Consider the following 24,670-nt stretch of genomic DNA (forward strand, 5'->3'; position numbering starts at 1 on the left):
ATGCTTTTAGCAAAGGATTATTTTCCAATTGTTTTGAATTCTAAGTATATTTATGAAGGAACAGGTGATAAGTTAGTTAATTTTACAAGATTTACTGATTATACTAATAATAAAAAACAGCAATTTCGAATAGACACTGGTAAAAATGAAATTATAAATATCTATAAATCAACTATTCTAGGTGTCAAACTAATTTTCACTGAAGATGAAATTCACTATCGTGAAAATTTTTTAGGTAAAACTCCAAATAAACAAGATTATATTTTATTAAATCCAATAACTACAGGTAGACGATGGACTTTATCTGATGGAAGTAACAGAACTATAACTAATGTGGATATTCCACTTCAAACTTCTTATAAAACATTTCCATCAGTAATTGAAGTCACCACTATAAATGGTAAAAATAAAACTATAGATTATTATGCTAAAGATACTGGTTTAGTTAAAACTAGTTTTTATTCTGATAATATTTTAATAGCTTCTTCTACTTTAAAAGAAATTAAAGAAAATGTATCATTAACTCAAAAAATAAGATTTTTTTATCCTAATGATAAGATCAATGGTATCTCATATATAGATAAAAATATAAATTTTTTCACCAATGATTCAACCAAGATAAAATTTGAAAATGAATTTCAAGAGTATACTAAAAATTTTGCTCCTTGTATAGGCTCTAAAACAGGAATTAATTATGTCTATTTTAATGATATTGACTATATGGTTTATATTGATTTCTCACACAATTTTGTAAACGATTTAGGAATTAATTCTAAATATGAGTATCTAAGTTTAATTTCAATAACTAATTCTATGGGAAAGTATTATAACGAATCTAAAGTTTATATTACTGTAGATGGTAATCCCTATAGTTCTCATTATATTCAAAAACAACCTAGAGAACCTTTCTTAACAGACTTTAATAATATAAATGAAATAATACTTCCTTAATATGAATTTAGGTATTAAAAAGAGGAGTTTACTAATTTGAACCCCTCTTTTACACTTTTACTCCTCTTCACTTTCACCTATTTTCTTTTTTCTTTTTGCTAATATTACAAATAAGATAAATAGAATTATAATTATTGATACTATGATAATATGCAACAAATACGATCCTAAAACTTTAAAATGTATAGTATCTGATTGTGTTTGATCTCCCATTTTAACAGTATAATCTACTGTGTATTCTCCAACCTTAGCATTAATTGTGTCCCACTGACTTTCTAAAGTTTTTTCTTCTCCTTCTTTTAAAGAGTCTTGTTTTTCATCTTTAAATACTTCTTCTCCATTGCTGTTCTTTATAGATATATCAAAGATAACCGGAAGATCAAGATTTCCTGTGCTCTTTACTTTTGCTAAGATTTTTGCTGGCTTACCTTGGAAAGTATCTTTTACTATAACACTTTCTAATTCACCTTTCATTTCGCCTACAGAAAAATCTTTTTCACCTTGTATAACTACCTTGCCATCAGATTTTACTGCTTTATATTTAGCTACATAATTTCCCATAGCAACATTTTTTGTATCCCAATTAAATTTCATAATTCCCATGTAATTATTACTTGGATAAGTTTGAGTTTTTAAATTTTCATTAAAATTTGCTACTTCTTTGTTATCTTCTTTTGATATGATAGATATATTTGTATTTAGTTCTTCTTCTTTTTCTGTGTAATTTGCTAAGATAATATGAAATGCTCCAACATTAAGTTTATTTATATCAGAAACCAAAAAACTAACAACATTAAAACCTTCTTTAACAAATTGTAATCTCAATGAATTTGAAGTACTAGTATAAACTACAGCTCCATTATCATTGCGATTTTCAATTTTTCTTGAAAAAGTTATAGTTACATCATATGGACTTGGTAATAATTTATCACTATTATTGATATTTATTTTAACTTGTTTACTTTCACCTTTCCCAAGATCAAAACTTTCTGGTTCAAAACTTATAAATCCACTACCATTTCCCTCTGCATTAGCTGTAAATGTACTTGCTTCACCATCATTGGTTACAGTTGCCATAGTATTTATTGAATTGTCAGTAATTCTACCTAAGTTTGCATATACTGGTCTTACTATAGTATTATTAGGTTTGTTATCAATGGCATTTACTGAAATTAGATAAAAAGAATTAAAAATTATAAAGAATGTCAAAGTGACTATTAAATATAAGCTTGCTTTTTTAATTTTGATCATTACTTCAACCTTTCATTAATTATAAATCATTAGTCATTAATATTTATGAGAAAAAAATCAATGTATTACCTATACTATATTTAAATTGCTAAAAATTTAAGGAAGTCACCAATGACTTCCTCTCTTTTTAATAATTTTATTTGCTAAATATAATTTAATATTAATTTTATGGGTTTGATAAATAATTACCAGTAATAGTTACATCCCACTTCAATTCATTTCCAGAAGCAGCACTCTCAGGCAAATCTATAAGAGTAGCTAAATTCATATTTGTAGAATTTTGTTGAAGACTCCAAACTGAATTATACCCAAATGTTAATGTTACCCCTTTATCTGATGCTGACATATCACTTGGTACTTTAGTTAAAACAAAATTATTTCCAGTACAAAACTTAGGGCTTGCTGTATCACCTATTGCTGAATATTTCACAAAATTTCCAGTAGTATCTTTCAAATCATTTCCAGTACCTATATATAATTTATTACCACTACTACCAACTGTAACTAAAGCAATAGTTATAGTTGTATCAACTGGAATATTCCACTTTGCACCAGAACCATCATAACTAAATATTTTTACTACAGGTTTACAAACGCCTATAAGGGTTTCATTATCATTTAATGTATACCCTGTTAAATTTGTATTATCTAAAGTTCCAGTTATTGTAGCTGGAACATAAGCATTAGTTTCTTCACTAGTAGAATTAGTATAATATAACCAATTTGCAATTCCTTGTGTTTTAGCATCTCCTCCAGTTGGAACTGAAGATTTTACTGTATAATATGCATTTGCATTAGTTGCACCCTCTGTAAATTTGATTTGTTTATTAGTTGTTTGTGTTATATCTTTTAAGGAATTAAACATAACAAATTTAGCATCTTTCTGTTCATTTGCTTCTCCTGGATAAATAGTTCCTGCATGTTCAGTGTTTTTATGCCCAAAAACATCTAATGGGTCATACGCAATTGTATTGGCAGTACTATCTACACTTGCATCTACAAAATGACCTGGCGTAGCTGTTTGTGTTCCTTTTGCAGGATCAGATATATCACTAGTAGCAGCAAATACCTTTACTGGAAATGCAACTACTAAAGAAACAGTTAACGCTATTGCGCTAATCAATGAAATGATTTTTTTTGATTTCATTTTTCAATCCTTTCTTATCCTAAATGACATATTATCTATATTGTAAGGATAAATTTTTATTTCCTATTTCATTATATGATTCTGCAATGCAATTGGTTATTTAGGAATTCTAACTTATGTAATATAGTTTCATTATAAACTTAGTATTTTAAAGCATATTCTTCAGAATATCACCATATATATTCCGAAGAATATAAGAATATTTATTCTGAAGAATATATCTATAAATGTTCTTTTAAAGTTTAAGTTCTACTCCACTTTTCTTCTCCCTCATCAACATATCTACAAGATTTACAATCTGTGTTCCTGCCTCAGCTGGTGACATGCCATTTTTGTGTATATTAGAAATTACTGTCCTTTGAGATTCTGGTTTATCACTACTTGCTCTATACGCCATGTAACAGCTCATACTCTCTCCTGTTGCAAGTCCCGGTCTCTCTCCTATTAAGATAATAGTAACCTTTGCATTTAATGCTTCGCTTATCTTATCCATAGTAGCCACTCTTGCATACTTTACAAAAATAGGTGTCCCTACTGTATATCCTTTTTCTTTTGCTTCATCCACTATAATTTTGTAAATTTCTTTCAAATTTGAAGGTATTGCAGGTGCACTTAGACCATCCCCAGCTATAATCTGTAAATCTATATTTTTAAAACATTTATTTTTTAAGTGGTCTAATGTTTCTTCTGAAAATACTCTACCCAAATCTGGCCTTGTAATATACTCTTCTTTATCCTTTACCTTTGTTTGAACTTTTATAAAACCTAATTCATCTACTATATTTTCATCTGCACTTGCCCAAACAGCATCTATAGCTATTGCATGGTCAGCTCTAAACCTTAAGTAATCAAGTGTTTTAAGCCTTGTTCCTGATTTTCCCCTGCAAATCCTAGCAGGTGTGGTCTTGTTTAAATTCAAACACCATTCATAGTCTATTGGATTATCTACTGTAACTCTATCACTTAAATCAACCTCAGATATATCTTCTAACCTCATAACTTACACCCCTTTTTCTAAAAAAACAGATGGATCTCCAGCCCTGTCTGTTAGCATACCATCTTTCATTATTCCAAGCTCTTCAAGTCTAATTTCAAATTCCCTTATTGGTCTTTTATTTGTTACCTCCCTTAAGGCAGCAATATCATGATAACTTGTCGATTGATACATGAGCATTACATCATCTCCACCTGGAACTCCCATGAAATAATTGCAATTAGCTTCTGCAAGTAATACTGCTAAATTTTCTAAATCATTTTGATCTGCTTTCATATGATTTGTATAGCATACATCAACTCCCATAGATAATCCTGTTAATTTTCCCATAAAATGATCTTCAAGCCCCGCCCTTATAACCTGTGCTCCATCATATAAATATTCTGGTCCAATAAATCCTACAACTGTGTTAACTAAAAATGGTTTGTACCTTTTAGCTAACCCATAGCACCTGGCTTCCATAGTAACTTGGTCTGCTCCATTATGCCCTTCAGAAGATAATTCAGAACCTTGTCCAGTTTCAAAATACATGAAATTACTTCCTTTTGAAGACTTTAATTCTTTCATAGTAGCATAGGCTTCATCTAATAATTTAAGGCTTATTCCAAAATCTTTATTTGATATTTCAGAACCTGCTATACTTTGAAACATTAAATCCATTGGAACACCATTTTTTAAAGCTTCCATTTGAGTTATTATATGAGATAAAACACAATTTTGAGTTGGTATTTTAAACTCATCCATGAAATTTTTGAAATTCTTCAATACATTAGTTGTACCTTCCATAGTATCCTTTGCTGGATTAAGCCCTATTACTGCATCTCCTACTCCATAACTTATTCCTTCCATAACAGATGATAATATCCCTTTTATATTATCTGTTGGATGATTTGGTTGAAGCCTTGAAGATAGTGTTCCCATCTCTCCTATTGTTGTATTACATGTTGCTTTGTTTATTATTTTTTTTGATGTTACTATAAGATCTAAATTACTCATAAGTTTAGTTACTCCTGCTATAACTTCTGATGTTAATCCATCTCTTATAGCTACAATTTCTCCCCCTGTAGAAGATAGTAAAAACTCCCTAAGCTCCCCTATAGTCTTAGATTTTATCTTTATATAAATTTCTTCATCTACCCCATCTTGAATTACTCTAGTCACTTCATCTTTATCATAATCAACTACTGGATTATTTCTTAAATCTTCTATAGTAAGTTCTGAAAGCACCACCTTAGCAGCTATTCTCTCCTTAGTTGATATAGCTCCAATTCCAGCAAGTCTATCTCCTGATTTTTCTTCATTTGCTTTTGCTAGAACTTCTTTTACACTTGAAAATTCATATACATTCCCAAAAAGTTTAGTTTTTAAAATCATTTTAAGTTTCTCCTTTTAGACAATTTCTCTATTAATTCCTTTAATACTTATTTCACTTATCCTTGAATAAATAAAATAATAAACTATAGCTAAAACATATGCTCCTATTACCCAAAGTATAGTAGATAGGTTTGATAAGATAAGAGCTAAAAAAAGCACTATAGCTATAGTAAGAGCTATTAATGGAATCATAGGATTTGTTACCTTAAATGTTCTATTAAGTCTAGGTTCTTTTTTTCTTAATATGAAAAAAGAAATCATACTTATAATATAAAGAGCTACAGCTCCAAAGGATGAAATTACTATAATTACAGCTGTTTGCTCTGTTGATACAAATATCATTCCAATTAAGCTCATTATAACTATTGAATGTACTGGTGCACCCTTAGAATTAACTTTAGCTAAAATTTTTGGTAAATAACCAGCCCTGGCCATAGCAAATCCTTGTCTTGAATATCCAATTATTATTCCATGTAAACTTGCCACCAATCCAAATAGCCCTATAAAACTCATTGCTTTAGATAATAACCCAGCGCCATATATTCCCTCAAGAGCAGTAGGAAGTGGTGAATCTGTTGCACTTAAAACACTTGCTTCTGAAGTTCCTGCTGTTACAAAAAAAGTCCCAAGGGATAATATAACTAATGTAAATATTCCTAATATAAATCCTTTAGGAACATTCTTTTTAGGATTTTCACATTCTTCTGCTGACATAGCACCACCCTCTACAGCTAAATAAAACCAAATTGCAAAAGGTATTGCACTAAATATCCCATTAAGTCCTCCTTTAAAAGTGTCTCCTCCCAAAATATTATTAAGCTCAATATGTGGAGTACCTGTTCCTATAAATAATAACAATCCTCCAATTGCCACAATGGTTACAATAAGTTCAACCTTAGCAGCTGTCTCTATTCCTAAACAATTTATACCCACAAATAACATATAAGTTATTAAAGCTGCAATTACAGCTGGTATTGATGGAAACAGAAAATTAATATATGCTCCTATTGAAAGTGCAATAGCTGGAGTTGCGAATAGAAATTCTACAAGACATGAAAATCCAGCTATAAAGCCACCAAATTTACCTAGTGCTCTTGAAGCATATTCTGAAGCACCACCTGCATGAGGAATAGCAGTTGCAAGTTCTGCATAGCTAAACATAAATGTTGTATAAAATGCTGTTACTATTAATATTGCTATAGTAAACCCAATAGGACTTGTAAGTTCTAAAGCATAATTCCATCCACAATACATTCCTGAAATGACCATTCCAACAATTATTGCCCAAAGTTGTATTGGTTTTAATGTCTTTTTTAATTCATTATTCATATATATTCATCTCCTCTTTTTTATTTTCAATAAAAAAAGACAATGAGGCCAAATTTAATTGACTTCATTGTCTTTTTTGCAGTTAGATTTTTAATATAAAAGGTGTTTAAAGAATACTCTTTAAACACCTTTGTTCTTGTTAAAACCAAGTATAAGTGTTTTTATATAATTTAGCAATATTTATACACCCCCATATTGCTAAATTAGTTGTTAATCATTCTATTTATTTCAACTATTCTAATTTTTTCATATACATCCAACTATTCTATTTTTTCTCTAATCTTAAATTTTATTCTTTGTAAAAAATAGGTCGTAATATACTCTTATTCTATCGCAAAGTGCATTAGAAATATATAACTTATTTGTTAAAATAAAAATATACAATCTAATTTTATACATTTATTGATAAAAATGCAGAAGGAGGTCAATAAAAACTTATTTAAAAATGTATATAAGGATATAAATAAAATTTAGGGGGATAAAATAATGATTAATAGAAATAAAGTATTAGTTTTAGCGTTAGCTTTTTCAGCGTTAACATTTTATAAAGGGACATCTGTGTCTGCATCTACTGCATATACTGGAATACGTGATGTATCAGCACAACAAATAGTTGATGATATGAAAATCGGATGGAATTTAGGTAATACGCTTGACGCTACTGGTACACCTACAGATGGACCACTTTCAACAGAAATGAGTTGGGGAAACCCAAAAACTACTCATGCTATGATAGATAGAATAAAGGCAGCAGGTTTTAATACTGTAAGGATTCCAACTACATGGTTTAATCATATGGGTTCAGCTCCAAGCTACACTATAGATCCAGCATGGCTTAATAGAGTTGACGAAATTATGAATTATGCTTTTGATAATGATATGTATGTTATTTTAAATATGCATCATGAAGATTCTTGGCTTATTCCAACTTCTGAAAAAGAAGCTCAAGTAAAAAATCAACTTACAAAAGCATGGGCTCAAATTGCAAATAGATTCAATAAATATGGTGATCATTTAATATTTGAAACTATGAATGAACCAAGACCTGTTGGTGCAGCTAATGAATGGTCTGGAGGTTCTTTTGAAAACCGTTCTGTAATAAATAATTATAACTTAGCAGCTGTAAATACTATAAGAAATACTGGTGGTAACAATGAATCAAGATGTATCATGGTACCAACCCTTGCTGCTTCCTCAACTACTGTAGCTGTAGATGATTTAGTTATTCCAAATGATGATAAAAAAATTATTGTATCTTTACATATGTATTCACCATACCTATTTGCTATGGCTCAAGATGGTACAGATACTTGGGGCAGTGATGCTGATAAGAGTTCATTAGATTGGGAACTTGACCAAGTTGCTAACAAATTTGTTAAGAAAGGTCATCCAGTTGTTATTGGTGAATTTGGTACTATCAATAAAAACAATAAGTCATCTAGAGTAACTCATGCTGAATACTATGCAAAAGCAACTAGATCAAGACATATTACACCTGTTTGGTGGGATAATGGAATCTCAACTGTTTTTGATTCAAATAGCTATGCTCTATTAGATAGAAACACTTTAGATTTAACTTGCCCTGATATAGTTTCAGCTCTTATGAGAGGTGCTAATGTAGATGGTACTACTAGCTCAGTAATTTATGATTTTGAAGGAAGCACTGGTGGTTGGACTGCTACAAACACCTTAACTTCTCCTAGTGTTGCTTGGGAATGGAAACATAATGGGAATAACTCATTAAGAACAGATATTACTTTAACTAGCGGTGGTCAATATTATTTTACTTTACCTCAAAAGCAAGATTTAACTGGAAAATCTGAATTAAAAGCTATAGTAAGAACTTCAGACTGGGGAAATCAAGGAACTGGAATGATAGCTAAACTTTATGTCAAAACTGGCGATGGATATCAATGGTTTGATGGTGGTGCTACTAAAATAGATTCAAGTTCAACTGGTACAGAAATAGGAATTGATTTATCTAAAGTTTCAAACCTTAATGATGTAAGAGAAATAGGTGTTCAATTTATAGCTGGCGATAACGCTTCTTGGAATAGTTCATTATATATGGATTATATAACAGTTAAATAATAAAAAGACAATGTTTCAAGGAAAATTTCTTTGTACATTGTCTTTTCATATTTTATTCAAAATCAGAATATAAATCTGGATTTTCACTAAAACTTTCTAATGATGAATACTTTTCTATTAATTCTATTATTTCATTTTCTTTATTTTCAAAGAATTCTACAAATTCTATGTATTCTGAATTTAATTTTAACTTTGCTAAGTCAACTAAGAAATTTGATATTTTCTTAGCAGCAATTTCACCATATACAACTCCAAGCCTTGCTACCCCTGGACCTACCTTACCATTAAATAATACTGAATAAATAGGTACCATTCCAGAGTCTGTACGTTTTTTTCTTCCACTAAGTCCAATAGCTCCTATTTGAGGTTGACCACAAGAACTTGGGCATCCTGAAATAAGTATTTGTGGTAATGAATTTTTAATCTCAAATGTTTCACTATTAAAAGTTTTAATTATATTATCTACCAGTCCTTGAGAATTACTTATTCCAAATTTGCAGATTCTAGGTCCAGCACATACTATAGAATTATATAACTCAAATATAGAAGAAAAATTTGATGTTATATCAGCTAACTTTTCAGCATCTTCTTGTTTTAAATCTCTAACATAAAATCCTTGCATAGTAGTTAATCTTATAGATATTTTATAATCTAAATTTGTTAGAAATTCTAATATACTGTCAAGATTATCAGCATCCATATTTCCATTTTGAGGATGAATTTCAACTGAATAATAATCTTTTTGCTTTTGGCTTACTATTCTATTTCCATACTTCTTATCCCATTGTTTACTGTTTTTCAATTTTGAGCTTTCTTTTTCTGTATCATCTATATTTAATATTAAATCTTTTTCTGATTTTAGTTTTTCAAGCTCCATATTGAACATTCTTCTAAATTCTTCTTCCCCCAATCTTTGAAGTACAAATCTAAGTCTAGCTTTAAATCGATTTTTTCTATCCCCTTCCCTATTAAATAATTGCTTCATAGCTTGTACATAATATAATGCATCTTTATGGTCTATAAATTCTTCAAGTTTTATACCAACCTTTGCCCCTGTACCAAGCCCTCCAGCTATATAAACTTCAAAGCCTTTTTTTCCATTAACCTTTTTTGCTATGAATCCCATATCTGTTATAGTTGCATTAACAGTATCATCCAAGCTATTAGAAAAAGATATTTTGCACTTTCTAGGTAACCTGGCACTTTTAGTATCTTTCATCATATAATTTGTAATTGCTGCAGCATATGAGGTAACATCAAAAACTTCATTGCTGGCTACTCCTGAGAGTGGTGAGCATACAATATTATTTATACTGTCTCCACCAGCATCCTTAGTTGATATTCCAACTTTTATAAGCTCATCTAATACATTATTTATATTCTTAAATTCAATTGAATGCAACTGAATATCTTGTCTTGTTGTAAAACGCATTTTTCCTTGAGAATATCTTCTTGATATATCATTTATTTCTTTAAATTGATCTAATGTTATAATTCCATTTGGAATTTTAGGTCTCATCATATATGTTTCTGTTAATTTTTCCTTATATACTCCCATAACTGAACTAAATGATTTAAAATTTTCTATTTTTCCTTCTTCAAATAACTTTAAGTTATTTTTATATTCATTTATACTCTCTAAAATTTCATCTGTAATTTCTATCACTATTCTTCCCTCCTACTGATAATTACTTCATATAAGCTTCAAATTTTTCTACTATAACTATATTTTTTCTAGAAAAACATAAACTATTTCTTTTTATAACTTATTTGTAATAATTTTACTTACATACTAGTACAACAATTAATTATAATAACAATTACCTTTTTATTCCGTGATTTTAGTCATATAAATCCATACTAAAATTAAATGATTTTTAACAAATTAAAAATTACTATTACTATATACTCTAATTATCATAAGATTAATTTCAATCTTATTTATATTTTTACTAAAACTTTTTAGTAAAAGTCAATATACTCACTGATTACGCTCCTTGTTTTTCATAAAATTTGTTTACAAATGTAAAATTCACTATTAAAATGTATATATATTGTTATATTACATTTCAAATGTTCATATTTTATTTATTAATCTAAATCACATCATTTTTCTAGATATACCTTTTACATCATTTACTTTTACATATGATGTATTAAATATAAATAACTTACTGGGGGGAATAAAATAATGATTAAAAGAAGAAAATTATTAATTCTAGCATTAACCTTTTCTGCAATCACTGCATTTAAAGGGATTGATACTTCAGCTTCAACTGCTTCAGGCATGCGTAATATTACTGCCCAACAGCTTGTTGATGACATGAAAGTTGGATGGAACTTAGGAAATACCCTAGATGCTGATGGACGTGCAAGTTCAGATTCCTTATCTTCTGAATGGAGTTGGGGAAATCCTAAAACAACACATGCCATGATTGATAAAATAAAAGCAGCAGGCTTCAACACTGTAAGGATTCCAACTACTTGGTATGATCATATGGGTTCTTCTCCAAACTACACTATTGATGCTAATTGGTTTAAGAGGGTTGAAGAAGTTATGAATTATGCTTTTGATAATGATATGTATGTTATTCTTAATCTTCATCATGAAAATTCTTGGATAGTTCCAACTTATGCAAAGCAACAACAAGCTACAGACCAACTTACAAAGGTTTGGACTCAGATAGCCAATAAATTTAATAAATATGGTGATCATTTAATTTTCGAAACAATGAATGAACCAAGACCAATTGGAGCTGCTAATGAATGGACTGGAGGTTCTTTTGAAAATCGTGATGTAGTCAATAAATACAATTTAGCTGCTGTAAATACAATAAGAAATACTGGTGGAAATAACAAAACTAGATGCATTATGGTACCAACAGTTGCTGCATCTGCATCAGCTGTCACTATAAATGATTTAGTTATTCCTAATAATGATAATAGAGTTATAGTCTCTCTGCATATGTATTCACCATATTCATTTGCTATGGATATAAATGGTACATCTTCTTGGGGAAGCACTTCTGATAAAATGTCTTTAGATGCAGAACTTGAAGCAGTATCTAATAAATTTGTAAAGAATGGACATCCTGTTGTTGTTGGAGAATTTGGGACAATTAACAAAAATAATCAACCTGCAAGAGCAGCACATGCCGAATATTTTGTTAAAGCTGCTAGGTCAAGACACATTACTCCTGTATGGTGGGATAATGGAGTTTCTACAGTTGGAAAATCTGAAACTTATGGAATATTTAATAGAAATAAACTTACTTGGGACTGCCCTGAAGTAGTTCAAGCTCTTACAAAAGGTGCTAATTCTGCAGGTAATATCTCTAGTAATGACAATAATTCAAATGTAACAAAGACACTACTTTATAATTTTGATTCTAATATAGATGGATGGGTTGGAAGCAATATATCTGGAAGCATATCCTCATCAAATGAATGGAACTTTAATGGTGGAAAATCATTAAAAGCTGATATTAATCTTTCAAGTGGAAGTCAATATTACTTAGCACGTTATGGTAGTCAAAATATAAATGGAAAATCACAATTAAAAGCTATAGTTCGTCATTCTACCTCTGGAAATCAAGGGTCTGGTATGGGAGCTAAACTTTATATTAAAACAGGAAGTACTTATCAATGGTTTGATGGTGGATTTGTTAACATAAATTCAAGTACATCTGGTACTGAACTTACTTTAAATCTATCAAAGGTTTCAAATCTTAATGATATTAAAGAAATTGGAATACAATATATAACTGGAAAAAATGCTTCTGGAAAAACTTCAATATATACAGACTATATAACAGTTCAATAATAATTTAAAATAGAAAAGACAGTGATTTTAGAATTTTTTCTTAGTCATTGTCTTTTTAGCAATTTAAATTCTATTATTTAATAGGAGCTTTATAGAACTTTACATTTGCATCATCATATTCTAGATAGCTTTTTCCATTCTTAAATCCAAGCATATCATATTTTCCCCACACATCATCTCTTAAATAACTTTTTTTATGTGCTTCCATAGGATCACTGTATCCTCCATTTTCTCTATTTAAGCCAAAGACCTGCCATGGTAATAAAACAGTTCCTGTAGCACTTAAGTATGGAACAAAATCAGCTATATCCCCCAGCCTTTGCACTGTTCCTTCTCTGCCAAATGGATTTATAAGTGGAGATCCTAGTGTTATTACATTTTTAATATTATAATTATCCTTTATTTTTGAATTTCCTGATAATTGCTGTGCTATCATTCCACCAAGACTATGGCCAGAAATTATTAAATTTGAATTTTTAGGTATATTATTTACAATAGCATTTATAACTGCTTGTAAATAAGGACTATCTAATTCAAATCCTGATTTTATATCTGTCCAAATATCAGTAGCCTGATCTTTTGCTTCAAGTTCTGTTCCTGATAAAGCTATCAGATAAACAGTTTGAAAGCTTGTCCCATCTTTAAATAGACTTCCTTGCACAATTTGAATTGGCCCTAAAGTTCCTCCATTATGGCCTTTTGCAATAAATGTTTTTAATTGAGGTATATTGCTCATTTTAACTGATGCAGCGTAAGCATTTCTAGGCAAAGCTAATATGGATATTAATAATAAGATTAATACAGCAATTGCTTTTTTTATTTTCATAATTCCATCTCCTTTTTGTTAATCATTTCATAAAAATATTAATAATAAATTCATATATTTTATATATTATCATAATTTACCATAATACGTATACTAACTTTGTTATTTTTACATAAGTATAAGTAAATGAATGGAATTTTTTTAACGGCTGTAGATTAATCTATATAACAAAAGACAATAATTAAGAATCAACTTGATTATTGTCTTTTATTTTCTTATTCACCTATACCAACTTGGTATATAATCTAAAAATCCGTTGTACCATCTAACTATAGTTTTAGTTTGGCTTATAATTGTATTAACTTCTCCTTCTCCAAAGGATTTTGCCCATGAAACAGAACCTATTTGATTACTAGAAATATACAATAACATCAATCTAAAAAATAAATCTGGAACATTGTTATTGAAGTATCCATTAATATATCCTGAAGCAAAATCTGGACTAACTTCTGCACACCATGTAATCCTATTGAATTCTTCCCAAGGGTCACCATAATCAAATCTATTGAAATCTATTATTCCTAGTTTATTAGATGGTGTTATTATCATATTTCCAACATGATAGTCTCCATGTTGAAAAGATTGAGGTCTACTTTTTAAAAGGTACCGATTATCCTCTAAATACTTTATTATTTTTTCATCATCTTCTAAAATAATTCCACATGATTTGTAGCTTGAAATTTTGTTGTCTATTTTATTATTAAATCTCTCAAACCAATCCTCTATGCCAGGGGGAACAGATATGTTATGCATCTTTTTTAAATATTCCCCAGCTGTAATTCCTAAATCATATTGCTTTTTCTTGCTAAGTGTCACAAGTTTTACGTGTGCATCTTCTCCATTTATCCAGGTAAATAAAGAATATACTAACTTGCCATTATTACATGTTCCAAAATCAATAGCTGATGACATTAATATATTTTTATCCTCAAGTGACTTAATTATCTGAAATTCTTTATATTTTCTATCATATTTTGATATATCTGTTACTCTAAGTAATAAATCTTTATTATCAATAGTTCTTATATAAAATTTTCTATCTTCTGACCATCCTTTATTAATAGGTTTTATAGCTTTATAATCCTTTATATAAGGGATATCCTGATATTCTTTCATGTAATTTTCCCTCCAACTATCCAAAGAATACAAATTAATAATATCTTTAATTATAAATCAATTGGTTAACTTTGTATAAGAAATTTCAAAAAATTCAGTTGACAAACCTTATGTATGGTGTATAATAATATCAAAATTGCTAATGCATTGAAGAGAAAGAGTAAAACCAACAGAGTTTTTCAGAGAGATCCCGGTTTTGGTGTGAGGGATAAAACAAGTTGATTTGAATACATCTCTGAGCAGCACTCCGAAAGATAACAACCAGTAGGCAGATGCCGGGTTTGCATCCGTTATAAATGCAAAGGTATAAACAATTAATTTAATTGTCGTACCTCAAGAGGTTATTATTGTGAAGTAATAGCAAAATTAGGTGGTAACACGTGAGTTATACTCTCGTCCTTTTTATAAGGATGAGAGTTTTTTTATTATTCTAAAAGCAAAATGGCGCCGTTTTTATTATAATACTCAAAAATTTATGGAGGAAATTAAAATGTTAAATATAGATGAACAAATAAAAATTATACTAAAAGGTGTAGATGAAATAATTGGATTAGAAGAACTTAAAGAAAAGTTAGGTAAAAAGAAAGAATTAGTCATAAAATTAGGTTTAGATCCTAGTGCTCCTGATATTCATTTAGGTCATACTGTTGTTCTTAGAAAACTAAAACAACTTCAAGATTTAGGTCATAGAATTGTAATTATAATTGGTGACTTTACTGGAAAAATTGGAGATCCCACTGGTAAATCTAAAGCTAGAAAAGCATTAAGTAAAGAGGAAGTTCTTGAAAATGCTAGAACTTATGAAACTCAGATTTTCAAAATATTAGATAAATCTAAAACAGAAGTTAAATTTAATAGTAAGTGGCTCTCTAAGCTAAACTTTGAAGATGTTATTATGCTAGGTTCTAAAATAACTGTAGCAAGAATGTTGGAACGTGATGATTTTAAAAAGAGATATGAAAATCAAATTCCTATATCAGTTCATGAATTCTTCTACCCATTAATGCAAGGTTTTGACTCAGTAGAAATAAAAGCTGATATTGAAATTGGAGGAACTGATCAAAGATTTAATGTTTTAATGGGTAGAATGCTTCAAAAAGAATTTAAGCAAGAACCTCAAGTTACAATATTTATGCCATTGCTTGAAGGTCTTGATGGAATAAATAAAATGAGTAAGAGCTTAGGAAATTACATTGGTATAAACGAAACATCAACCATTATGTTTGAAAAGGCTATGGCAATACCTGATTCTCTTATAATAAAATACTATGAACTAGTAACAGATATTCACCCTAATGAAATAGAGAAAATTAAACACTGCCTTTGTGATACATCATCTAACCCAAGGGATTTAAAAATAAAGTTAGCCAAGGAAATAGTAAGATTATATCATGGCGATGAGGAATCTAATATAGCAGAAAGAAGATTTATAGATGTATTTCAAAAAGGCGAAATTCCTAAAGATATTCTTGTAATAAAATCTCAATCCCAAACTTTTGATTTAATAAACTTTGTTGTAGATAATAAACTTGTAAAAAGCAAAAGTGAATTTAAGAGATTATTGTCACAAGGTGGAGTTAAAATTAATGGTAAGAAAATAATTAATGTTGAAGATTTAAAATTAGCTTCAACATTAATATTACAAATAGGTAAAAAAACATTTTTAAAAATAATACTTGATTAATATATATATAATAGAATGTAGTATTACAGGGGGAATTGAAATGAAAACTTGTTATAGATGCCAATGTGAAATGGTAGATGGATTTGATATTAAAGTAGATATGAATGGCTATGGAATTAAAATTTCTAAAGGTATAGGTGTATTCACTAATAGAATGGAAAAAACTAAAGTTGCAATATGTCCTAAATGCAGAGAGATTTCTTTATATGTTGAAAATTTAGTTAAACTTACTGAATAATAGTTACAGCTTTAAAAGAAAGATAATCACTTTCCTTTAAAGCTGTTTTTTCATCAATTAAATGTATTTATAATTTTCTTTAGATTCTATTAAATTTATTAGAAAGAATAATATATATAGCATTAACTTTATTTGAAGCATTTCCTGATGCATCAATTGCAACTGCTTTAATAACAGTACTATTTTTTATTATTATAGGACCTGTATATAAAATACTTTTAGCTGATGGGGCACTTCCATTTAAAGTATAATATATGGATACTCCTGGTGTACTACTACTTAATATTATAGTTTGAGCTGTTTTATATATTCCACTAGCTATACTTAATTTTGGAGCTGTTGGAGGCTTAATTATATTATATTGATTAATTAAAACCCCTGAAACATTTCCATTAGCATCTACAGCTATAACTTTTAATGTACAAGAAGATTTTATATTAACATATCCTATATACAATAAACTCTTAGTTGTTGGAGTACTTCCATCCAAGCTATAATAAAACTTCAAATTTCCTGGATACTTATCATAAAGCTTTATAAATAAAGAATCTTTATAAGTACCTGATGGAATACTAGCAATTGGAGTTGGTATTGCAATTGAGAGATTTATTTTGTAGCTTACACTAAGAACTTCTGATGAATTACCACTGGCATCTATAGCAATTGCTTTTAATTTAGTAGTTGAACTTATTGTAATTGGTTCTGAATACAACTTGCTTTTTGAGGAAGGTACTGTTCCATCTAGTGTATAGTATATAGACACCCCTTCTGTTTTATCGCTTAACATTACAGTTTGAGCTACACTATATGTTCCTGATGGTATACTTGCTACAGGTTTTCTAGGACTAATTAATGGATTATTTATTACATAAGTGTTTTCTAAGACTTCTGAAACATTTCCATTAGCATCTACAGCTATAGCTTTCAGTGTTGTTGTTGAATTTATAGTAATTGGTGAAGTATATATATTACTACTTGTTGTTGGTGTTGATCCATCAGTAGTGTAGTATATTGAAACCTTTTCTGTTGTATCACTTAATGCAACAACTTGATTTGTTGTGTAGCTTCCTCCTGATACACTTGCAATTGGCTTATTAAGTTTAATACTTGGAACTTCTGTATTAATTGGTGCTTTTATTAAACCGAAACCATATAAGGAATCTCTGCCAATAACCCCTAAGTCAGATATATTATTATCTAATAGTTCTCTTAATTGAGCATTAGTATAGCTTGGATACTTTTGCTTTAATAGAGCTAGATTCCCTGCTACAAATGGTGTTGCCATTGAAGTACCACTCATTTGAACATAACTACCATTTAAATAAGTACTTAAGACATTAACTCCAGGTGCACTTACTTCTAGCTTACTTCCTGTAGAAGAAAAATAAGCTCTAGTATTAGTTGAATCTACTGCTCCAACTGCAATAACAGAAGAATAATTTGCTGGATATTCAATACTAGTACCAATACCATCTGAATTTCCACTATTTCCAGCAGCTGCTACAACTAATACTCCATTATTATATGCTTTATTAACAGCACTTTCTAAAGAAATACTTGACTGACTTGAACCAAGGCTCATGGATATTATATCCATCTTATTTTCAATGGCCCAATCTATTCCTGCTATTATATCAGATGTATAACCACTCCCTGTTGAATTAAGAGCTTTTACAGAATATAATGATGCATCTGGTGCAACACCTTTAACTCCATTATCTACTCCTTTTCCTGCAATAATTCCTGAAACATGGGTTCCATGTCCATTATCATCAGCATAGGATGTTGTTGTTGCACCATTTATTACATTGACACCACCTGAAACAATTAAATCGGGATGAGGTGCTGTTCCTGTATCTATAACAGCAATTTTAACATCTTTACCTGTAAACCCAGATTGCCATGAAGCTGGAGCCCCAATATCATCCAATCCCCAATTTGTTTGAGTAGTTGCTGAAACCTTAACAACATTATCTTCTTCAACATAAGTTACATTGGGATCATTCTTTAATTCTTGAACTTTATCTTGAGTTACATCAACTACTGCTGCTTCAACATTTTTAAATTGGTGTCTAAATTTCCCATTATACTTTGAAACAACTTGACTAGCATTAACATCTTTATTTTTTAATTTCACTATATATCTCTTTGTACTGTTTTGTATTGTACTACTGCTAAGAGTTGCAGCACTTGGAGAGCTTGTCCAGCCAAATGAAGATGATAGCAATAAAGATGATATAAAAATACTACTAATTTTTTTAAATTTCATTTTCCCACCCACCTTATTTTTATTAAATTATAGTTAAACAGCAGAAATATCCCGCCCTATTTAGACAATTATCGTCATAAACTATACATACCTTTAGAAAAACTTTTACTCAAAAATAAAAAGTGTTCAAAGAATTTTTCATCCTTTAAACACTTATCTCATCTAATATTAATTAGAATAAAACTAATCTATAAATTATTTATGATACTGGCACTATAAGCTGCTCCAAATCCATTATCAATATTAACCACACTCACTCCACTAGCACAGCTATTTAACATAGATAATAAAGCTGAAATACCCCCTAAATTTGCACCATAACCAACACTTGTAGGTACTGCTATTACAGGTTTATCTACAAGCCCTCCTATAACACTAGCTAGGGCACCTTCCATTCCTGCAACAACTATAACAACCTTAGCTCCTCTGATAATATTTAATTTTGAAAAGAGTCTATGAATACCAGCAACCCCTACATCAGTAATTTTTTCAACTCTATTTCCAAGAAGCTTTGCTGTTTCCACTGCCTCCTCTACAACTGGCAAATCAGAAGTTCCAGCTGAAACTACTGCAATATAACTTTCAGTAAGTTCTTGCTCTTTTTTTCTAATAGTTATAGTCTTTCCAATCTTATTATATTTAGTTTCTTTACATATTTCTTTTACTGCATTGTACATTTCTTCAGTGGCTCTAGTCCCTAAGATATTATTTTCTTTACTTAGCATAAATTCAACTATCTCTCTAACTTGGTCAATGGTTTTTCCTTCACAATATATGACTTCTGGATAGCCTACCCTTACCTCTCTATGATTATCTATCATAGCAAAACCTAAATCTTTGAATGGTAAATCTTCCAATCTTTCAAGTGCTTCATCTATGTTTATCTTATTACCTTTAACTGACTCTAATAAAATTTTAAGTTCTGCTCTATTCATAAACTTATTGCTCCTTTGATGTCTTATCTAATATAGTTTCATTTAAACTACCAACTCTATACCCTTGTAGATCTAATGATACATATCTAAATCCAAAACTCTTAACTTTTTCAGAAATATTGTCTAAAAGATCTTCATCAAATAACTTGTGTCTATCTTTTTTCTCTACCTCTATTCTTGCTAAATCTCCATGGCATCTTACCCTAATAGCTCTAAATCCCAAGCTCATCATATAAGTTTCTGCTTTTTCAATCTTTTCAAAGTCCTCTACTTTAAGTTCATTTCCATAAGGTATTCGTGTTAAAAGGCAAGCATAAGGAGGTTTATCCCAAGTATTAAGTCCTAATTCTAGAGAATAACTTCTAATTTCTTCTTTTGTTAATTTACATTCTAATAAAGGGCTCTTTACTTCTAATTCTTTTAAAGCCTTTAATCCTGGTCTGTAATCACCTATATCATCAAAGTTTGTCCCATCAATAACATAATTATATCCTTCTTTTTTAGCTACTGACTCTATCATACCAAATACTGCTTTTTTACAAAGATAACATCTATTTTCTGGATTATTTCTAATTTCATTAATAATTGGTGCTTCTATAATTTCATGATTAACACCTAATTCTTTAACTAATTCTCTTGCCTCTGCTATCTCCCATTTTGGTATATATGGAGATAAAATTGTTACTGCTTTTACATTATCCCCCAGAGCTTCTTTAGAGACCTTAAGTAAAAACGTACTATCCACTCCACCAGAAAAAGCTAAAACCACCTTTTCTAAGCTTTTTAAATATTGTACTAAATCATGATACTTTTTGTTATTTATCATTACATCTATCCTCCACTAACCTATAAACTTCTTTGTAAACAGCTTCTAATGGCACATTTTTTTCTTTTGCTATAGTCTTACATTCTTCATATTCAGGTTTATATTTAATTAAATCTCCTTTATAATAGGAATATTTAACTGTAATATCTCCATATGAAGTTTTCACCTTTGAAAATTCCCTATCAAGCATTATTTTATCTACCTTATATTTTCTAACACCTATTGAAGTACTTTCTTTAAATACTATATCAAGTACATCTTTCACCCTTTGCTCAGTAACTAATATACTTAACTTAACAGCCGGCCTTCCTTTTTTCATTATTATAGATGTCTTATATACATCTAAAGCTCCTTTTTCAAATAAAGTTTCTTCAAGATACCCATACATCTCTGGATTCATATCATCTATGTTAGTTTCTATTATATATTGCTCTTCTTTTTCCTCACCTTCTACTATTGTTCCTAAATATACCCTCAGCACATTTGGAATTTCTAAATCACGATGTCCAATTCCATATCCTATTTTATCTATAGAAAAATCTATATTATCTGTATATTCTTCAACATTTGCAGATAATATAGCAGCTCCAGTTGGAGTTGTTGTTTCAAATTGTACTATTCCAGTATTCATTGGAATATTTTTTAATATCTCTACTGTTGCTGGGGCAGGTACTGGCATAAGTCCATGTGCACACTTTACAAATCCTCCACCTACTTGTACAGAAGAAGCCATAATCTTATCAACATTTAGATAATCTATTGCTATAGCTGCTCCTACTATATCAACAATTGAGTCAATAGCTCCAACTTCATGAAAATGTACTTCATATACTGTTTTTCCATGAACTTTTGCCTCTGCTTCAGCTACTTTCATAAAAATACTTAAACTTAACATTTTCACTCTATCATTTAAATCGCTAGAATCTATTATTTTCTCAATATCGCTAAGATTTCTATGATCATGATGATATTTTTCTTCATTTTTGTGTTTAATTCCATAATGAATATGAACATGTTTATGTTCTTTGTGTTTATTATCATGAATATCACCTTGAATATTTTCTTTATCACTCATTGCATTTTTTAAAATAACATCAACTCTTGTTCCCGTTATACCTAATTTTATAGCTGTTTCCACATTAATTTCATATTCAGAATTTAAATTAAGTTTTGAAAGTTCTTTAATAATGTATTCTTTAGGAACACCTAAATTTATTAATGCTGCTAAATTCATATCTCCGCTTATACCACAAAAACAATCATAATATAATACCTTCATCCTAACCACTCCATCAAATCAAATTTTATATAATGTTGTATCTTCTTAAAAATTCTTTGTCCTCTATAACATCTTTATATTTATCATCTCTGATAATTTTATGTTCTTCTGAAAACACAATAGCTCTATTAAATATACCTTCTACATACTCAAAATCATGAGTAGCACAAATAATAGTTTTTCCACTTTTATTTAATCCCAACAACAAATTTCTTAAAAACTTTTTTCCCTTAGGATCTATTCCGTTCATTGGTTCATCTAATATTATAACTTCTGGATTCATAGCTAAGACACTAGCTATTGCAACTCTTTTCTTTTCTCCACCACTTAAATTATAAGGGTGTTCTTCCTTTAATTTTTCTATATTTAAAAGTTTTAAACAATCTTTAATCCTATCTTCTATTTCATCTTCAGGCAATTCCATCTGCATAAGACCAAAGGCTATCTCTTCATAGACTGTTGAACAAAAAAGCTGAGTATCTGAATTTTGAAATACAAATCCTAATCTTTTATGAAATAATTTAAGATATTTATTATCTTTCAAAGATTCTTCTGTAATTTCTTTATCATCAAATCTGTATATTCCACTATTCGGAAAAATAATAGCATTGAATAATTTTAATAGAGTAGATTTTCCACTACCATTTGGACCAATAATAGCTATGGCTTCTCCTTCATCTATACTTAAATTAATATTATCAAGTGCTAATTTACTTTTATATGTAAATGATATGTTTTCTAAATTTATCATGTCTTTCTCCTTAATTTAGGTATGCAAATAAAATAATCATAGATAAATTTATTATTAAGTAAGTATAATCTGATTTTTTCAGTTTAAAATTTATCTTTTTATTATATTCTCCTGCAAAACCTCTACACTCCATTGCATAATACATTTCTTCACTCATTTTATAGGACTTAATAAATAAATTGCCCATTATATTTGTAATTGTATTATATTTATTTGTTGTTTTACCTATTGATCTTAGTTTTAGTGCATATAATAAATTAATAGAATACTCTCCTAAAAGTACAATATATTTTATAGTTATATCTATAATCCATATAAACATATCTGGTATAAACATAAACTTTAATGATTTACTTATATCACTCCACTTGGTACTATGAGATAATAAATTAATTAGTACTATACTTGTAAGTATCTTTTGAAATATCAATAGACTATTAAATACATTTCCATAAATAATAGCTGGAACTAAAATGATTAAGGTAAAGAAAGGAAATATTAAACTGCTTACAAATATTCTTTTTCTAGATTTTTTTTCCATACAGAAGAGTCCCATTAATACATATATATCTACTATTGAAAGAAAGTAAAAACTTCTTGAAAGAGATATAAATACTATAATTAATATAGTATTTATAACTTTCAAAATTGGATTTATTCTATAAATTAATTTATCTTTGTCTTTGCTTTCTCTAATCATTGAAATAGTTTTAATTATAGAAAAAATACTTTTTTCTAAATATGAATTTTTTTCTTCTTTAGGGTTATAACTATCTTTTTCTAAAAGCCAATCAGGAATCATCTATTCTCCTTTTGTATCTTCTTTAAATTTATTTTACTTATAATTTTGAAAATACTTAAAATTAGAATAACACCAATTATAGCAGAAAGAATGTATCCAATATATGCCTTCATATTACTAAAATTATAATCAGGAAGTGGTGAATTAAACTGAAAACCATTTTCCATTCCTTTAGGAACATATCCTATCAATTCTTTCATTTCATCTGCTCCCCATTCTCCCCAGGCAGTTCCTGTTGCCAAAAGTCCTAAAGGTGTAGCAAATACTAAAATTCCTATTATATAGTAAAGAGGTCTTATTCTTTTAATAGAATCTTTATAGATTATTTCTGGAAATGCTTTTTTAATATAACTATATGCTCCCACTGTAATTATTCCTTCTAAGAAACCTATAACAAGCAAATGAGGTATAGTCATAGCTGGTATTGCCACTGATAAACTATACGGACTATACATAGCGAGTCCTGATGCATCTTTAAATATTAGTGGCTGCACTCCAAATTCAATAGCAGCTAATAAGGCTGCAAGATTCACAGAGATATAACTTCCAATAAAAGCTCCTATAGTCTCACCTTTTTTGTTCGGAATTACTTTTTTTGTTATTTTAAACAAATAATATGCTATAAAAGGCATTATAAAAGCCATATTAAAACAATTTACTCCTATAGCTAAAATTCCACCATCTCCAAAGAACAAAGCTTGAATTACAAGTGCTATAGTAACTGCTAATACAGCACAATATGGTCCAAGTAAAATAGCAACTAAAGATGCTCCAACAGCATGTCCTGAAGTTCCTCCTGGAAGAGGAACATTAAACATCATAATTAGAAATGAAAATGCTGCTGCAATCCCAAGCACAGGCATTTTTTGCCTTGTTATTTCTTGTTTTACTTTTGTTGTTGCTCTTTTCCATACAGGTACCATTACTGCCCCAAATGCGGCACAAGTGGATGGACTTAAATAATTGTCAGGTATATGCATGTTC

The 24,670-nt window shown here is 29.3% G+C and carries 20 protein-coding genes and 1 other annotated feature; of the genes, 5 read left to right on the plus strand and 15 right to left on the minus strand.

Annotation, left to right across the window (positions count from 1 at the left end):
* Positions 1 to 951: a GerMN domain-containing protein gene (locus NNC19_RS04010; RefSeq protein WP_310937329.1), complete on the plus strand. Its 951-nt coding sequence runs from the start codon at positions 1 to 3 to the stop codon at positions 949 to 951.
* Between the two features lie 57 nt (positions 952 to 1,008).
* Here NNC19_RS04010 and NNC19_RS04015 read toward each other — a convergent pair whose 3' ends face one another.
* The 5 genes from NNC19_RS04015 to eat form a co-directional block, all read right to left on the minus strand.
* On the minus strand, positions 1,009 to 2,202 hold the full coding sequence (locus NNC19_RS04015) for a hypothetical protein (protein WP_310937330.1): 1,194 nt from the start codon (positions 2,200 to 2,202) through the stop codon (positions 1,009 to 1,011).
* Between the two features lie 166 nt (positions 2,203 to 2,368).
* Positions 2,369 to 3,349 carry a hypothetical protein gene (locus NNC19_RS04020; RefSeq protein ID WP_310937331.1) on the minus strand — a complete coding sequence of 327 codons (981 nt, stop codon included), beginning with the start codon at positions 3,347 to 3,349 and terminating at the stop codon, positions 2,369 to 2,371.
* 235 nt (positions 3,350 to 3,584) lie between these two features.
* On the minus strand, positions 3,585 to 4,346 hold the full coding sequence (eutC, locus tag NNC19_RS04025) for an ethanolamine ammonia-lyase subunit EutC (RefSeq protein WP_310937332.1): 762 nt from the start codon (positions 4,344 to 4,346) through the stop codon (positions 3,585 to 3,587).
* A gap of 3 nt (positions 4,347 to 4,349) precedes the next feature.
* Positions 4,350 to 5,717, minus strand: coding sequence for an ethanolamine ammonia-lyase subunit EutB (locus tag NNC19_RS04030; RefSeq protein WP_310937333.1), 1,368 nt, complete (start codon positions 5,715 to 5,717; stop codon positions 4,350 to 4,352).
* Between the two features lie 15 nt (positions 5,718 to 5,732).
* Positions 5,733 to 7,046, minus strand: a complete 1,314-nt coding sequence (gene eat, locus NNC19_RS04035; RefSeq protein WP_310937334.1) for an ethanolamine permease — start codon at positions 7,044 to 7,046, stop codon at positions 5,733 to 5,735.
* Between the two features lie 486 nt (positions 7,047 to 7,532).
* Between eat and NNC19_RS04040 the strand changes: the two genes are divergently transcribed.
* Complete coding sequence (locus NNC19_RS04040) at positions 7,533 to 9,137, plus strand: glycoside hydrolase family 5 protein (RefSeq protein ID WP_310937335.1); 1,605 nt, start codon at positions 7,533 to 7,535, stop codon at positions 9,135 to 9,137.
* 52 nt (positions 9,138 to 9,189) lie between these two features.
* Here the strand turns inward: NNC19_RS04040 and NNC19_RS04045 are convergent, their stop codons facing one another.
* A complete protein-coding gene (locus NNC19_RS04045) occupies positions 9,190 to 10,803 on the minus strand; it encodes a nitrite/sulfite reductase (RefSeq protein ID WP_310937336.1) in 1,614 nt (537 codons plus the stop codon).
* 525 nt (positions 10,804 to 11,328) lie between these two features.
* Between NNC19_RS04045 and NNC19_RS04050 the strand changes: the two genes are divergently transcribed.
* Positions 11,329 to 12,960 (plus strand): glycoside hydrolase family 5 protein, encoded by a 1,632-nt coding sequence (locus NNC19_RS04050; RefSeq protein ID WP_310937337.1) that lies wholly within the window; start codon positions 11,329 to 11,331, stop codon positions 12,958 to 12,960.
* A 73-nt stretch (positions 12,961 to 13,033) separates the two neighbouring features.
* Here NNC19_RS04050 and NNC19_RS04055 read toward each other — a convergent pair whose 3' ends face one another.
* Positions 13,034 to 13,786, minus strand: coding sequence for a hypothetical protein (locus NNC19_RS04055; protein WP_310937338.1), 753 nt, complete (start codon positions 13,784 to 13,786; stop codon positions 13,034 to 13,036).
* Positions 13,787 to 14,005: 219 nt separating this feature from the next.
* Positions 14,006 to 14,902 carry a phosphotransferase gene (locus NNC19_RS04060; protein WP_310937339.1) on the minus strand — a complete coding sequence of 299 codons (897 nt, stop codon included), beginning with the start codon at positions 14,900 to 14,902 and terminating at the stop codon, positions 14,006 to 14,008.
* 138 nt (positions 14,903 to 15,040) lie between these two features.
* Positions 15,041 to 15,306 (plus strand) — a binding site (T-box leader).
* An 86-nt stretch (positions 15,307 to 15,392) separates the two neighbouring features.
* On the opposite strand from NNC19_RS04060, the gene tyrS reads away from it, so the two are divergent.
* The gene (gene tyrS / locus NNC19_RS04065; protein ID WP_310937340.1) at positions 15,393 to 16,586 is read left to right on the plus strand and encodes a tyrosine--tRNA ligase; all 1,194 of its coding nucleotides are present in this window, start codon (positions 15,393 to 15,395) and stop codon (positions 16,584 to 16,586) included.
* Between the two features lie 40 nt (positions 16,587 to 16,626).
* The gene (locus NNC19_RS04070) at positions 16,627 to 16,824 is read left to right on the plus strand and encodes a nucleic acid-binding protein (RefSeq protein WP_310937341.1); all 198 of its coding nucleotides are present in this window, start codon (positions 16,627 to 16,629) and stop codon (positions 16,822 to 16,824) included.
* A gap of 79 nt (positions 16,825 to 16,903) precedes the next feature.
* Here NNC19_RS04070 and NNC19_RS04075 read toward each other — a convergent pair whose 3' ends face one another.
* The 7 genes from NNC19_RS04075 to cbiM all read right to left on the minus strand — a co-directional run bounded on the left by NNC19_RS04075 (position 16,904) and on the right by cbiM (position 24,666).
* On the minus strand, positions 16,904 to 19,093 hold the full coding sequence (locus NNC19_RS04075; protein ID WP_310937342.1) for a chitobiase/beta-hexosaminidase C-terminal domain-containing protein: 2,190 nt from the start codon (positions 19,091 to 19,093) through the stop codon (positions 16,904 to 16,906).
* Between the two features lie 188 nt (positions 19,094 to 19,281).
* On the minus strand, positions 19,282 to 20,028 hold the full coding sequence (gene larB, locus NNC19_RS04080) for a nickel pincer cofactor biosynthesis protein LarB (protein ID WP_310937343.1): 747 nt from the start codon (positions 20,026 to 20,028) through the stop codon (positions 19,282 to 19,284).
* Between the two features lie 4 nt (positions 20,029 to 20,032).
* Positions 20,033 to 20,854: an ATP-dependent sacrificial sulfur transferase LarE gene (gene larE, locus NNC19_RS04085; protein WP_310937344.1), complete on the minus strand. Its 822-nt coding sequence runs from the start codon at positions 20,852 to 20,854 to the stop codon at positions 20,033 to 20,035.
* A complete protein-coding gene (larC, locus tag NNC19_RS04090) occupies positions 20,844 to 22,133 on the minus strand; it encodes a nickel pincer cofactor biosynthesis protein LarC (protein ID WP_310937345.1) in 1,290 nt (429 codons plus the stop codon). Before larC ends, larE begins: the two co-directional genes overlap by 11 nt.
* 25 nt (positions 22,134 to 22,158) lie before the next feature.
* A complete protein-coding gene (locus NNC19_RS04095) occupies positions 22,159 to 22,884 on the minus strand; it encodes an ABC transporter ATP-binding protein (protein WP_310937346.1) in 726 nt (241 codons plus the stop codon).
* A gap of 10 nt (positions 22,885 to 22,894) precedes the next feature.
* On the minus strand, positions 22,895 to 23,686 hold the full coding sequence (locus tag NNC19_RS04100; RefSeq protein WP_310937347.1) for an energy-coupling factor transporter transmembrane component T: 792 nt from the start codon (positions 23,684 to 23,686) through the stop codon (positions 22,895 to 22,897).
* Positions 23,683 to 24,666 (minus strand): cobalt transporter CbiM, encoded by a 984-nt coding sequence (gene cbiM / locus NNC19_RS04105; protein WP_310937348.1) that lies wholly within the window; start codon positions 24,664 to 24,666, stop codon positions 23,683 to 23,685. Before cbiM ends, NNC19_RS04100 begins: the two co-directional genes overlap by 4 nt.
* Between the last annotated feature and the right edge of the window lie 4 nt (positions 24,667 to 24,670).

It is taken from the genome of Clostridium sp. SHJSY1, from assembly GCF_031626875.1.
GTDB lineage: Bacteria > Bacillota > Clostridia > Clostridiales > Clostridiaceae > Clostridium.